Below are 13814 nucleotides of genomic sequence, written 5' to 3'. Positions count from 1 at the left end.
TATGTTAAACACAATGCGTCGTCATGGAGCCATCTTGGCTATTTTTGCAGCCGGCACAACTGCACTTAGTGCGGCTGTTTATACCTTAACGAAAGAGACAATCGCACAACAAGCGGCGATCGTACAAAAACAGCTACTTGACCAAGTCGTACCAACTAGCCTGTATGATAATGCATTTGGGCAGGAGTGTTATTTAGTCGGAGCAGAAGCTGAGCTAGGCAGCAAGCAACCACATCGGTTATATATTGCGAGAAAGAATGGTGAGCCTGTTGCCGCCGCCCTTGAATCTACAGCACCCGACGGCTATTCAGGTGCAATACATCTCTTAGTCGGTGCAGATTTTAATGGAAATGTGCTAGGTGTTAGAGTGACAGAGCATCATGAAACACCAGGTCTCGGCGATAAAATTGAAACACGAATTTCAAACTGGATCACTTTGCTCACAGGGAAAGTTGAATCCGACCATGACCCCAAATGGGCGGTTAAAAAAGATGGCGGTGATTTTGACCAATTTACTGGGGCAACCATAACCCCAAGAGCAGTTGTTAATGCGACCAAACGTACCGCCGTTTTTATGCAAAAAATACCACAAAATCTCTCTAGCTATCCTATTTGTGGAGCTGAATAATTATGAGTCAATCTAAAGAACTTTTTGTACAGGGCTTATGGAAAAACAACTCGGCACTTGTACAGCTTTTAGGCCTATGCCCATTACTGGCTGTTTCATCAACAGCGACCAATGCATTAGGGTTAGGACTTGCTACAACATTAGTGCTGGTCTGTACCAATGTTGCCGTATCCGCATTTCGTCGTTGGGTACCAGCTGAAATTCGTATTCCTATTTATGTTATGATCATTGCCTCTGTCGTTAGTGCAGTACAGATGCTTATTAACGCCTATGCGTTTGGCCTATATGAATCGCTGGGCATATTTATTCCGCTGATTGTGACCAACTGTATTGTAATTGGTCGCGCTGAGGCTTATGCCTCACGGAATCCTGTACCACTTTCTGCTATTGATGGCCTTGCGATGGGGTTAGGTGCAACGGCAGCCTTGTTCGTTTTAGGGGCTATGCGCGAGATTTTAGGTAATGGCACACTGTTTGACGGTGCGGATTTACTACTAGGATCATGGGCCAAATCATTGCGAATAGAGGTTTTACACCTTGACTCACCATTTTTACTCGCTATGCTGCCACCGGGCGCCTTTATCGGCCTCGCCCTGATGCTTGCGGGCAAATATTTAATTGATGAGAAAATGAAAAAACGAGCCGCCCTAAAATCGGGCCAACAACCTGAACGTGAATACCAAAAAGAACAAGGATGCGGCAGCCATATTTCTAGATAAGATTAATTGTGAGCTATGAATAAATCAAAACGTATTGAGATATTGACTCGCCTGCGCGATAACAATCCCAATCCAACAACTGAGTTACAATTTAACTCCCCTTTTGAGCTGTTGATAGCGGTTTTGTTATCTGCACAGGCGACTGATGTCAGCGTTAATAAAGCAACAGCCAAATTATATCCTGTCGCTAATACTCCTGAAGCCATGCTCGCTTTGGGCGTCGATGGTATCAAAGAGTATATAAAAACAATTGGTCTGTTTAACACTAAAGCTGAAAGTGTTATCAAAACCTGCAAAATCTTAATTGAAAAGCATAATAGCCAAGTTCCTGAAGATCGCGCAGCTTTAGAGGCCTTACCCGGCGTTGGTCGTAAAACAGCAAATGTGGTGTTAAACACGGCTTTTGGCTGGCCAACCATTGCTGTTGATACGCATATTTTTCGAGTTTGTAATCGTACCAATTTTGCTCCAGGTAAAAATGTCGTTGAAGTCGAAGAAAAACTTCTCAAAGTCGTTCCCACAGAGTTTAAAGTCGACTGCCATCATTGGTTCATTTTACATGGTCGCTATACCTGTATCGCACGCAAACCGCGCTGTGGGTCTTGTATTATTGAAGATCTCTGCGAATTTAAAGATAAGGTGTACCCTGAGAATTAACATTACACTGCTCCCAGTTATTTGTTCACAATGCAAATTTTTTCTTGCTCTAAGACTTTGTCTTACGTAACAATGGGAGCCAAACTCAACCTCCATAAAAACGGTAAGTATGTTCCAAGACAACCCATTGCTCGCGCAACTTAAACAGCAACTGCACTCCCAAACGCCTCGCGTTGAAGGATTGGTAAAAAGCACCGATAAAGGTTTCGGTTTTCTCGAAGTAGATGGCCAAAAAAGCTACTTTGTTCCACCTCCACAAATGAAAAAAGTGATGCATGGCGATCGCGTTATCGCGGCCATTCATACAGACAAAGACCGTGAATTCGCTGAACCAGAAGAACTTGTTGAACCCTTTCTCAGCCGCTTTGTCGGGCGCATTCAGAAGAAAGATAATGACAACCGCTTATTTGTGATCCCTGATCATCCACTGCTAAAAGATGCTATTTCTTGTCGCCCAGTAAAAGACATCGACCATGAATTTGCTCAAGGTGATTGGGTTGTTGCACAGATGAGTCGCCATCCTTTAAAAGGTGATAAAGGTTTTTACGCTGATATCACTGAGTACATCACCGATGCTAATGACCATTTCGCCCCTTGGTGGGTCACTTTACGTCGTCATCAACTTGATCGTGCTGAGCCGCAAATGGTTCACAGTGAACGCGATGATGAAGGTATTGAGCGTGTTGACCTTACCGACCTGCATTTCGTGACTATCGACAGTGCAAGTACAGAAGATATGGATGATGCTCTGTATATTGAAAGAACAGCAGACGGTCATTTAAAACTTTATATCGCTATCGCGGATCCAACCAGTTATATCAAAGAAGGCAGTGAATTAGATAAGCTCGCTTTAGCTCGCGCTTATACGAACTACTTGCCTGGCTTTAATATTCCGATGTTACCTCGTGAGCTTTCAGATAACCTCTGCTCTTTACGCCCAAATGAGCGCCGTCCAGCATTAGTGTGTGCCGCAACCATTTTGGATGATGGTAACCTAGCTGAAGATATTCAGTTTTTCAGTGCATGGGTTGAGTCTAAATCAAAGCTGGTTTATGACGAAGTTTCTGATTGGCTAGAAAAATCAGGTAGCTGGCAACCAACTAATGATACAGATCAGCAACAGATTGAATTACTGAAAGAAATGGCGGATAAGCGTCATCAATGGCGTCAACAAAATGCGTTAGTCTTTAAAGATCGCCCTGACTATCGTTTCTTGTTAGATGACAAAGGGAATGTTATTGACATCGTCGTCGAAAGCCGCCGTACGGCAAACCGTATTGTCGAAGAAGCGATGATCACCGCTAACTTGTGTGCCGCAACACAGCTCAAAAACACATTAGGTTTTGGCGTATTCAACGTTCATATGGGCTTTGAGCCATTACAAATAGAGCAAGTTGTACAAACATTGAAAGAGCATGGCATTGAGACAACGGCCGAATCCCTGCTCACCTTAGAAGGTTTCCGCCAACTACGCCGCCAATTAGATGCACAACCGACACAATTCTTAGATAGCCGCATTCGTCGATTCCAAACCTTTGCAGAAGTCAAAGGCGAACCCGGCCCTCACTTTGGATTAGGTTTTGAGGCTTACGCAACGTGGACATCACCAATCCGTAAATACACGGATATTGTTAACCATCGTCTACTTAAATCGGTTATTGCGGGTAAACCCTCAACTGATAAACCGACAGAAGAGTTATCGATTAAATTAGCGGAGCGTCGCCGAGCCAATCGCATGGCTGAACGTGATGTTGGTGATTGGTTATATGCGCGCTTTTTAAAACCTTTCGAAGGTACAGACAAGGCATTCCCTGCGGAAATTATCGATATCACACGTGGTGGTGTACGAGTGAGGTTAACCGACAATGGTGCCGTAGCCTTTATTCCAGCGCCGTTCTTACACGCTGTACGCGATGAGATCCAGTGCAGCCAAGAAACAGGTAGCGTGTTAATCAAAGGCGAACCCGCATACAAACTCAACGATATTATTAATGTTAATATCGCTGAAGTACGTATGGAAACTCGCAATATTGTTGCTCGCCCTGCCGCATAATTACTTTTGATGCTATAATAAATATGCTACTGGTTTTAGCAGTAGCATATTGTTTCTTACTTTTCCTTCTTAATGAGTTCCACTCAGATATATTGTCGCTTTTTATATACATTAATTCCCGATAATTCTGATTCGTATAATTACTGATTGTGATAATTTGGTAGCGTCCTTAAAACTCGGAGTCACTAAAATGAACACGACAAGTAAACGCATTATGACATTCACACTTGCAACCCTTATCGCAATAAGCGTTAGCGCATGCTCTAATATGTCAAAGCGAGATAAGAATACGGCTGTAGGTGCTGGCGTAGGTGCTGTAGGCGGTGCTATCCTAACGGGCGGTAGTGCACTGGGAACGGTTGGTGGCGCTGCAGTTGGTGGGATTATTGGTAACCAAGTCGGAAAATAAATCTATGGATAAGGGGGGATGCCCCCTTATCCTATATTGTGTTATCCACCCGCTAACTTCACTTGATAACCTTTTGCTTCAAGAAGTTGCTTAATCAGCTCTCTCTTATCACCCTGAATTTCAATATCACCGTCTTTTACTGAGCCACCGCAACCACATTTTTTCTTTAATTCCGCGGCCAATTTAGCCAGTGCATCATCTTCAAGATCGAGTCCTGTCACCACGCAAATGCCCTTGCCTTTGCGACCCGATGTTTCACGGCGGATCCTGACAATACCATCTCCTTTTGGGCGTTGTGCTTTCGGTTTTTCCTCTTCGATGCGACCGATATCCGTGCTATACACTAAACGGCTATTTGTATCCTTCATGCACAATCCTTAATAGATTGGTTGATCTGCTTTAATGTGAGTGCGGGGTTATCACTACGCGTAATAGGACGGCCGATAACCATATAATCAACCCCGGCTTTTAATGCTTCTTGAGGTGTCATGATACGGCGCTGATCCCCAACATCACTACCAATTGGGCGAATACCTGGTGTCACTAATTTAAAATCATCACCACACAATGATTTCAGTCTTGCAGCTTCATGTGCTGAACACACCACACCATCTAAGCCACACGCTTTTGTCAATAAAGCTAAACGTTCAGCATGCTCAGCTGGCGTAGCATTAATACCAATGCCAGTCAGATCGGATTGATCCATACTGGTTAAAACAGTGACCGCTGTTAATAATGGCGCCTCTTTTCCATAAGGCTCTAATGCCTGACGAGCCGCTTCCATCATACGGCTGCCACCACCAGCATGAACGTTAACCATCCAAACGCCCATTTCTGCTGCTGCCCCAACCGCACGCGCAACCGTATTAGGAATATCGTGAAATTTTAAATCGAGAAATACATCAAAACCACGTTGGTGTAGTGATTTCACAAATTGAGGGCCATTGAAGGTAAACATCTCTTTACCGACTTTCAAACGACATTCACGCGGATCAATAAGGTCAACAAATGCCAATGCCGCGTTTGCATCTTCATAATCGAGCGCAACAATAACTGGCGAGTGAGTAGATACGCGAGCGTGGTTCTCAGTTGAAGAAATCATTTAGTAGTAGCCTTAATCATATTTGGTAATAAAGTGACGCTGTCACTGCCCATCTAAACCACGAATTGGCTTAATGGTGTCCCATGAACGACAAGACGGGCAGTGCCAATATAATGAATGCGAAGTAAAACCACATTTGTGGCAACGATAGTCAGGTTTGGTTCTAATTTGTTCCCCGACCATTTTCCGCAGCAAAATCAGGCTCTCTTTTGCTCGCCCTTCTTCTGCTTCTTTTAAATGGTAATCCATCAAACGATAAAATAACCGCATTGTTGGGTGACGTTGAATCTGATCGTTAATATAACTTGCGGCGGCTTCATGACTTTGCTTCTCAACAATAATGTCGGCGAGATACAGTTCAGCGACTGCCCCCGTATTACCCGCAACACATTGACGGAGATACACTTCCCAAGCATCCATATCTGCGATTTGTTGATAGCAATCATAAAGTAAAGGTAAAGTTTCAGCCACCAGCTCTCTATCTTGTTCGTAGACTTGTTTAAGAACATTGATAGCTTTGTCGTAATGTTCCTGCTCGATAAAAATTCGCCCTTTCATAATTGAAACACGGGCACAATTTTTATCCGCCTGTTCGGCTTTATTCAGAAGGCTTAAAGCCCCATCAAGATCGTCACTGCCTAAGTGTTGATTGGCTAATTCACAATAAAAATGCGCAATATTTTCGCGTAACTCTTCATTACCCAATTTAACCAACTTAGTCGCCGTTTCGATTGCTTTCGTCCAATCACTGGTTAATTGAAAAATCGCCAATAATGACTGTAGTGCACTTTGCTTAAAATCCACCTCATCCGTCAATTGCTGGAACATATTTTCAGCACGATCGTAAACCCCTGCGGCCATATAATCACGACCGAGTTGTTGCGTGGCTAATAAGCGTTGTTCAAAGGATAATGCGGCACTTTCAACAAGTGACTGATGAATACGGATGGCTCGTTCAACTTCACCACGTGAACGAAATAAATTACCTAAGGTTAAATGCGCTTCAAAGGCGGAACTGTCTTCCTTGAGCATATCAAGGAATAAATCAACCGCTTTGTCTTGCTGATTTGATAAAAGAAAGTTAACGCCCGTAACATAATCACGTGACAGGCGGTTAGCATGTTGCTGCTTGTCTTGTTGAGCGCTTCGACGCCCCATATACCAGCCGTATGCAGCGGCGACAGGTAACAACAGAAACAGCAACTCAAACATACAAGATTATTCCTTGCTCTTTTGAGCCACAACTTCTGTAGATTCAGAGATGGTTTTATCATCCACACTCAATTGTGATTCAAGACGTCTAATTTTACGGCGTGCATTTTTCAAGCTCACCACAGCACGCAGATAAAATAGCCCTGCAACTAACCAACCCAGTACAAAGCCGACACCAAACAAAGAGGCTAAAAGTGAAGATAATGCAAAATCTCCTTGTGCAATCAGGTAGTTAAATGTAATAACCTGATTATTGCTTGAGCCTAGCGTGATTGAAATAATAAAAATAACCACAGCTAGTAATAATATCAGAAAATATTTCACATTCTTTCCCGTTATCCGTTCTTATGAAAACAAATTATCTACCTGATAAGGTAGCATTTCTGGCGCACTCAGACAAAGTAATTTATCTTATACGCCCACTTTGTTAATGTATATTGAACCTTATTTAACCTACTTGTTTTTACTTTCACTCAAATTGGGTGTTTTATCCCTTAAGAGCGTACACGCAATCATCGCCAAAATTGCACTAATGATAATAGAAGCGATTGCATCTGAAGGCCAATGCATCCCTAATAATAACCGACTAAATACGATAGCTTCCGCCCATACCGCCAGCACGATGGCAAGTGCATATTGACGACGCTGCCAAAATAATCCAATCAATAAAAGTGCCCAGCCAGCCGCAAATAGCACATGCCCAGAAGGAAATGAGTAGCCAGTTTCCGCTTGCCAATGTTTGCGTAACCATGAAGGAACCTGATCACTTTGTTTAACGGTTTGTTTGATAACGTCTGCTCGCTGCTTTCTTTTTAAGTCATAAAATTCTGTCGCTGAAAGCCCATATTCTTTTTCTAGCCAAACCACATATGGGCGTGGCTCTTGGAAACTATTCTTAACAACGCTTTTGATCCCTTGTCCTACCAAAATACAGCATACAACAATAACAACCCATTGAAGGACACTTTTCAACTTTGGTTTACAGATATAAAGGGCCAAGGCTAATAATACGATAGAGGTTATCAGACTATAAGGGAGACCAGCCGTTTCTGTTAGCCAAAATAACCATTTAACCGATTCTACATTCTGAGACGGCAGCCAACTCCACCCTACCATCAGTAACGCTGTAGGAGGTATGATTAATAAAACAGCAAAGACTAATATCGGGTAAATTGATTTATTCATTTTATGCTATCCATGTCAGTTGACTGTTCGAATCAATAAAATTAGATTCACAAATGATTAACTCTGTTATAGTAATGCATAGTGGACTGTGTGCAAATAAATGTCTGCGCTATATGCTAGATGTCATATAGTATCGATAAGCAATATTTTTATCGATTAACGTTATTAATTAAGCAAGAGTTATCTCAACTAATGAATGAAAATATGCAGCTAAAACGCGTTGCCGAAGCCAAATTACCAACTCCTTTCGGCGAATTTTTAATGGTAGGGTTTGAGGAAATCGCAACAGGTCGTGACCATGTCGCACTGATTTTTGGCGATATTTCAGGTCCAGAGCCTGTTCTCAGTCGGATCCACTCGGAATGCTTAACCGGAGATGCATTATTCAGTTTACGCTGTGATTGTGGCTTCCAATTAGAAGCGGCACTGTCTCAGATCAGCAAAGAAGGTCGAGGCGTACTGCTCTATCATCGCCAAGAGGGTCGTAATATCGGCCTACTTAATAAAATTCGTGCTTATGCCTTGCAAGATCAAGGTCTAGACACCGTAGAAGCCAATCTCAAACTAGGCTTCAAAGCGGATGAACGCGACTTTACGCTCTGCTCTGACATGTATAAGTTATTAGGTATTAATGAGGTTCGCTTATTAACTAATAATCCAAAGAAAATAAATATCATGCGTGAAGCAGGTATTAATGTCGTTGAACGTGTGCCATTAATTGTTGGTCGCAATCCAAGTAATGCTCATTATCTCGATATTAAAGCTGAGAAAATGGGCCACATGTTATTTAAACATCAATAATCCTTCTCATAATGGAAGAGTATGACACTGCTCTTCCTTGACTAATATTAAAATGATAACAATCGGTTGTAGCACTTTTACCGATTGATATATTCACTTTCATTTCATAAGGTTTATACTGTTTATCAACAATGATCTCGATGAATAAATTTAATACGTTAAGTTTATTTTTCTGATAACAAGGAGCTACGGTGAATAACCTGCATTCTATCCAACGCATGAGAAGATTACGTAAGACTGAAAAAATGCGTGATCTCTTCCAAGAAACGCATCTTTCTCTTAATGACCTGTGCCTTCCAATCTTTGTTGAGGAAGGGCTTGATGATTATAAGCAAATTGACAGCATGCCAGGTGTTGTACGTATTCCAGAAAAACGTTTAGCTTATGAAATAGAGCGTATTGCCAAAGCAGGTATTAAATCTGTTATGACTTTTGGCGTCTCTCATCATTTGGATGAAACAGGGAGTGATGCTTGGCAAGAAAATGGCCTTGTCGCACGTATGTCTCGTATCTGTAAAGAGACAGTACCTGAAATGATTGTGATGTCGGATACCTGTTTTTGTGAATACACTTCACACGGCCATTGTGGGGTAATGCATGGCGATATCGTTGATAACGATGCCACTATCCATAATTTAGGTTTACAAGCTGTTGCAGCCGCCCGTGCAGGTGCTGATTTTATCGCCCCTTCTGCTGCAATGGATGGGCAAGTTGCCGCTATCCGCCAAGCTCTAGATGCAGCTGGTTTTAAAGATACCGCCATTATGTCTTATTCGACTAAATTTGCGTCAGCACTCTATGGCCCATTTAGAGACGCGGCAGGCTCTTGTTTAAAAGGGGATCGCAAAACCTATCAAATGAATCCAATGAACCGCCGTGAGGCAATTCATGAATCCTTAATTGACGTACAAGAAGGCGCGGATGCATTGATGGTTAAACCAGCAGGTGCCTACCTTGATATTATTCGTGACCTACGTGAACGTACTGAATTGCCTATCGGTGCTTATCAAGTCAGTGGTGAATATGCACAAATTAAATTTGCTGCAATGGCTGGGGCTATCGATGAAACCCGCGTCACTCTGGAAACATTAGGCTCTATCAAACGGGCTGGCGCTGATATGATTTTCACCTATTTTGCCCTGCAATTAGCTGAAGATAAAATTTTGTCACGATAATGAGCGCGTGAGAAATAACAACATGCCCGCTGTCGAGTCGATTAGCGGGCATGTTATTTTAATAAACAGCAATGTTTGAGGGTACTTAAACAAAATCGCCTGTTATGCTTTTTGTGCTGCCAGTTGCTCTGTAAAGCGCTGAGCATAATTTAACGCAATGCGAGGTTCATAGAGACCCGTAATAAGTAATTTCTGTTCGCCATTCAATGTATTAGCCACAACGCCCCATGATCCAATATCCTCTCTTGTTTGATAGATTTCATCTGGAACTGGCGATTTTTCTGGCATTGTCACTATCTCATTAGCGAAAGATAATGGTACGATTTCAAACGAGGCATAATCGGCATTTCGTCCTAATGGGAATTCCCTATCAACCAATAAACGAAGATCGCAGACTTCAGTTTCTGGGGTTTGCATGACAATGGAATAGAGATTCGGAATATGTTCAAGAATATCTCGGACTTCATCTAAATAATGATGATTTGGCGAGGTGGTAATTAAAATGTCAGCCGCCCAAAGCGCCCCTTTGTAAAAATCCGTTGCGTTAATATCTGCCATATATTAATACCTCACATTGGTGATTTTATTGGTTTTGTGACGTCTGATTTAATGTCAGCAACCCCACATTTATCTTGGCTAGTTTAAATATGAGCCATAATCTCTACTCGTTTTTGCCTCACGATAAAAAGTAAAACATACCTCTTTCCAATAACGAAATTTTTAAAATGATATCTCTGCATCACTCAATATAGATAGGCAATCATCATAGCCTAGACTCAATCCTCATATATTGCGAAATAACAATAAAAAACGCCCATCGTGCAAACAAACACAGATGGGCGTTGTTAACTTAGAGATTAAAAATTAATGGAGCATTTGGCGGATCACATAATGCAGGATGCCACCATGACGGTAATATTCCATTTCTGTTGAGGTATCAATACGGCAACGTGTTGCAATTTCTTTGACCTGTCCATCACCATAGGTAATTTTCACAATAATATGTTGACCCGGCTCAATGGATTGCAAGTGTTCTATATCGATACGTTCATCCCCTTTAAGGCCCAATGTCTTACGCGTTGTACCTTGTGGGAACTCTAATGGGATAACCCCCATACCAATTAAGTTAGAGCGGTGAATACGTTCGTACGATTCCGCAATAACGACACGGACACCAAGTAAATTAGTACCTTTAGCCGCCCAGTCACGGCTTGAACCAGAACCGTATTCTTTACCTGCAATGATAGCGAGAGGCAGCTTTTCCTTTTGATACAGCATCGCCGCATCATAGATCGCCATCTGTTTACCTGTAGGGATATGTTTCGTATATCCACCTTCAACCCCCGGCACCATTTCGTTGCGAATACGGATATTGGCGAACGTACCACGCATCATCACTTCATGGTTACCACGACGAGAGCCATATGAGTTAAAATCGGCGGCAGCTACGCCATGCTCTTGCAAATAACGCCCCGCTGGACTATCCGCTTTGATATTACCCGCAGGTGAAATATGGTCAGTCGTTACCGAATCACCCAATATTGCCAAGATATGTGCGCCATGAATATCTTGAACCACTTCCGGCTCTGCTTTCATCCCTTCAAAGAACGGTGGATGGCGAATATAAGTCGAATCTGGCTGCCAATCATACGTGGAAGAGCTTGCCACTTGTAATGCTTGCCATGCCTCATCACCATCGAAAACCGCACTGTACTCTTTGCGGAACATTTCTGTTTTAACTTTTTCAACGGCTTGAGCAATTTCAGCACTGGATGGCCAAATATCTTTTAGATAGACATCATGACCTTGTGCGTCTTTGCCTAATGAGTCAGTTTTAACATTAATATTCATGTTACCCGCTAACGCATAAGCAACCACCAACGGAGGTGACGCTAACCAGTTCGTTTTGACTAAAGGATGGATACGGCCTTCAAAGTTACGGTTACCCGACAATACCGCACCAACGGTTAAATCCGCCTCTTTGATCGCTTGCTCAATCGGATCAGGTAATGGCCCAGAGTTACCTATACAGGTTGTACAGCCATACCCCACTAAGTTAAAGCCGAGTTTATCAAGATAAGGTGTTAGTCCTGCCAGAGCTAAATAATCCGTTACCACCTTAGAGCCTGGTGCCAACGAGGATTTCACCCAAGGTTGACGAGTTAGACCTTTTTCTACCGCTTTTTTAGCGAGTAAACCTGCCGCCATCAACACACTTGGGTTTGATGTGTTCGTACAAGAAGTAATCGCTGCAATCACAACAGCACCATCGGTCATTTCAAAGGTTTGTCCTTGATAATTGACTGTCGGATGTGCACCTTTCTCTTTTTTGTTAAGCTCCAGCTCAATAGCGGCTTGGAATGCTTGCGGAACTTGACCCAGTTCAACACGATCTTGTGGACGTTTAGGACCGGCTAAACTAGATTCCACCGTCGACATATCCAATTCTAATGTGCTCGTAAAGATAGGTTCATCACCCGCATGACGCCATAAACCTTGCTCTTTACAATAGGCTTCCACCAGCTCAATTTCATCATCGCTGCGCCCTGTTAACTTCATATAATCTAATGTGACGTTATCGACAGGGAAGAATCCGCAAGTAGCACCATACTCAGGAGACATATTGGCGATAGTCGCCCTATCAGCCAGCGGAAGATCAGCTAAACCATCACCATAAAATTCCACAAATTTACCGACAACACCATGCTTACGTAGCATTTGTGTGACTGTCAGTACCAAGTCTGTCGCTGTAATACCTTCACGCAATTTACCCGTCAGTTTAAAACCGACAACGTCTGGGATCAGCATGGATACCGGTTGACCTAGCATTGCAGCTTCGGCTTCAATCCCACCAACCCCCCAGCCTAATACGCCAAGACCGTTGATCATCGTGGTATGCGAGTCGGTGCCCACAAGGGTATCTGGATAAGCATATAACTTCCCATCCACCTCTTCATACCAAACCGCTTTACCTAAATACTCTAAGTTGACTTGGTGGCAAATACCGGTTCCTGGTGGCACAACCCTAAAGCGATTAAAGGCTTTTTGCCCCCAACGTAAAAAGAGGTAGCGTTCATGGTTACGCTTCATCTCAATTTCAACGTTGTCATCAAATGCTTTATCCGTGGCAAATTCATCAACCATTACCGAGTGGTCAATGACCAGATCAACTGGCGAGAGAGGATTGACTTGCTCAACATTACCACCTAATGATTTAACCGCTTCACGCATTGCAGCTAAATCCACGACCGCAGGTACACCCGTAAAGTCTTGCATTAGTACCCGAGCTGGTCGGTAAGCAATTTCTCTATCTGCATGCCCTGTTTTCTGCCAATCAATAATGGCTTGCAGATCGGCTTCTACTACCGATTTGCCATCAATATTTCGCAATAAGTTTTCAAGTAATACTTTAAGGGATTTGGGTAGCTTTGTGGCATCACCGAGTTGCTGAGTCGCAATCGGTAGACTGAAGTAATTATAGAGCTTGCTTCCGACACTGAGTGTTGCTGCACTCTGTGTTTTAAGACTCAACGACATAACTCCTCCTTGGTTTTTTATGATGATTATCGGTCATCTTATTTACCTAACAAATTACAGTGAATTTGTTAATTAGTTGTAATTATAGTTGCTGAAAATATTTACTTTATGGATTTTGTGTCAAATCCATAAATTTGCTGTGCTTATCATCAAAAAAACAGTAAATGGCGGGGAAATTTAGCCAAGTGACTCATAAAAAGAGTAGTAGAATGCTAGGATTTTGAACTTGTCAATTGAACGCTGACATTGGAATAGCTAAATAGAGAACAAAAAAGTGAGTCACTAAGCTTCTAGTTGAATTCACATCAGTCACTAAAAGCTTAGCTCTCGTTTGAA

Annotated in this window: 14 protein-coding genes; 7 read left to right on the top strand and 7 right to left on the bottom strand. The window is 42.6% G+C overall.

The window, feature by feature from the left end; all coding sequences use genetic code 11:
• The first annotated feature begins 1 nt into the window (after position 1).
• From rsxG to osmB, 5 genes are all read left to right on the top strand, one after another.
• Positions 2-628 (top strand): electron transport complex subunit RsxG, encoded by a 627-nt coding sequence (gene rsxG, locus M1E93_RS09860; RefSeq protein WP_004920100.1) that lies wholly within the window; start codon positions 2-4, stop codon positions 626-628.
• A gap of 2 nt (positions 629-630) precedes the next feature.
• Positions 631-1347, top strand: coding sequence for an electron transport complex subunit E (locus tag M1E93_RS09855; RefSeq protein ID WP_004920103.1), 717 nt, complete (start codon positions 631-633; stop codon positions 1345-1347).
• A 15-nt stretch (positions 1348-1362) separates the two neighbouring features.
• A complete protein-coding gene (gene nth, locus M1E93_RS09850; protein ID WP_014656041.1) occupies positions 1363-2004 on the top strand; it encodes an endonuclease III in 642 nt (213 codons plus the stop codon).
• Between the two features lie 109 nt (positions 2005-2113).
• Entirely contained in the window at positions 2114-4057 is a 1944-nt protein-coding gene (locus tag M1E93_RS09845; protein ID WP_104873505.1) for an exoribonuclease II, read from the top strand.
• 190 nt (positions 4058-4247) lie between these two features.
• Complete coding sequence (osmB, locus tag M1E93_RS09840; RefSeq protein ID WP_004920113.1) at positions 4248-4466, top strand: osmotically-inducible lipoprotein OsmB; 219 nt, start codon at positions 4248-4250, stop codon at positions 4464-4466.
• Between the two features lie 41 nt (positions 4467-4507).
• Here the strand turns inward: osmB and yciH are convergent, their stop codons facing one another.
• The 5 genes from yciH to pgpB form a co-directional block, all read right to left on the bottom strand.
• Complete coding sequence (gene yciH / locus M1E93_RS09835; RefSeq protein WP_426206844.1) at positions 4508-4834, bottom strand: stress response translation initiation inhibitor YciH; 327 nt, start codon at positions 4832-4834, stop codon at positions 4508-4510.
• Entirely contained in the window at positions 4831-5568 is a 738-nt protein-coding gene (pyrF, locus tag M1E93_RS09830) for an orotidine-5'-phosphate decarboxylase (protein ID WP_088499257.1), read from the bottom strand. Before pyrF ends, yciH begins: the two co-directional genes overlap by 4 nt.
• A gap of 42 nt (positions 5569-5610) precedes the next feature.
• A complete protein-coding gene (gene lapB / locus M1E93_RS09825) occupies positions 5611-6780 on the bottom strand; it encodes a lipopolysaccharide assembly protein LapB (protein ID WP_004920122.1) in 1170 nt (389 codons plus the stop codon).
• Positions 6781-6786: 6 nt separating this feature from the next.
• Positions 6787-7104 carry a LapA family protein gene (locus M1E93_RS09820; protein ID WP_004920126.1) on the bottom strand — a complete coding sequence of 106 codons (318 nt, stop codon included), beginning with the start codon at positions 7102-7104 and terminating at the stop codon, positions 6787-6789.
• A gap of 129 nt (positions 7105-7233) precedes the next feature.
• Positions 7234-7965 (bottom strand): phosphatidylglycerophosphatase B, encoded by a 732-nt coding sequence (gene pgpB / locus M1E93_RS09815; protein WP_040133192.1) that lies wholly within the window; start codon positions 7963-7965, stop codon positions 7234-7236.
• Between the two features lie 204 nt (positions 7966-8169).
• Between pgpB and ribA the strand changes: the two genes are divergently transcribed.
• Together ribA and hemB are read left to right on the top strand one after the other, a co-directional pair.
• Positions 8170-8766: a GTP cyclohydrolase II gene (ribA, locus tag M1E93_RS09810; protein ID WP_014656044.1), complete on the top strand. Its 597-nt coding sequence runs from the start codon at positions 8170-8172 to the stop codon at positions 8764-8766.
• 191 nt (positions 8767-8957) lie between these two features.
• Complete coding sequence (hemB, locus tag M1E93_RS09805; RefSeq protein WP_014656045.1) at positions 8958-9941, top strand: porphobilinogen synthase; 984 nt, start codon at positions 8958-8960, stop codon at positions 9939-9941.
• 102 nt (positions 9942-10043) lie between these two features.
• Here the strand turns inward: hemB and M1E93_RS09800 are convergent, their stop codons facing one another.
• Both M1E93_RS09800 and acnA read right to left on the bottom strand, forming a co-directional pair.
• Complete coding sequence (locus M1E93_RS09800; RefSeq protein ID WP_004920143.1) at positions 10044-10499, bottom strand: hypothetical protein; 456 nt, start codon at positions 10497-10499, stop codon at positions 10044-10046.
• Positions 10500-10805: 306 nt separating this feature from the next.
• Positions 10806-13478, bottom strand: coding sequence for an aconitate hydratase AcnA (acnA, locus tag M1E93_RS09795; protein ID WP_104873506.1), 2673 nt, complete (start codon positions 13476-13478; stop codon positions 10806-10808).
• Positions 13479-13814: the final 336 nt, after the last annotated feature.

The organism is Providencia sp. PROV272, assembly GCF_049901975.1.
In the GTDB taxonomy this organism is placed as follows: Bacteria; Pseudomonadota; Gammaproteobacteria; order Enterobacterales; family Enterobacteriaceae; genus Providencia; species Providencia stuartii.
This window is presented reverse-complemented; position numbering and strand designations above follow the sequence as displayed.

Bases quoted from the DNA above. Each gene is read 5' to 3' on its own strand.
- ribA (WP_014656044.1), top strand. From the start codon at position 8,170: ATGCAGCTAAAACGCGTTGCCGAAGCCAAATTACCAACTCCTTTCGGC.
- M1E93_RS09845 (WP_104873505.1), top strand. From the start codon at position 2,114: ATGTTCCAAGACAACCCATTGCTCGCGCAACTTAAACAGCAACTGCAC.
- pgpB (WP_040133192.1), bottom strand. From the start codon at position 7,965: ATGAATAAATCAATTTACCCGATATTAGTCTTTGCTGTTTTATTAATC.
- nth (WP_014656041.1), top strand. From the start codon at position 1,363: ATGAATAAATCAAAACGTATTGAGATATTGACTCGCCTGCGCGATAAC.
- osmB (WP_004920113.1), top strand. From the start codon at position 4,248: ATGAACACGACAAGTAAACGCATTATGACATTCACACTTGCAACCCTT.
- M1E93_RS09855 (WP_004920103.1), top strand. From the start codon at position 631: ATGAGTCAATCTAAAGAACTTTTTGTACAGGGCTTATGGAAAAACAAC.
- pyrF (WP_088499257.1), bottom strand. From the start codon at position 5,568: ATGATTTCTTCAACTGAGAACCACGCTCGCGTATCTACTCACTCGCCA.
- yciH (WP_426206844.1), bottom strand. From the start codon at position 4,834: ATGAAGGATACAAATAGCCGTTTAGTGTATAGCACGGATATCGGTCGC.
- acnA (WP_104873506.1), bottom strand. From the start codon at position 13,478: ATGTCGTTGAGTCTTAAAACACAGAGTGCAGCAACACTCAGTGTCGGA.
- rsxG (WP_004920100.1), top strand. From the start codon at position 2: ATGTTAAACACAATGCGTCGTCATGGAGCCATCTTGGCTATTTTTGCA.
- M1E93_RS09800 (WP_004920143.1), bottom strand. From the start codon at position 10,499: ATGGCAGATATTAACGCAACGGATTTTTACAAAGGGGCGCTTTGGGCG.
- lapB (WP_004920122.1), bottom strand. From the start codon at position 6,780: ATGTTTGAGTTGCTGTTTCTGTTGTTACCTGTCGCCGCTGCATACGGC.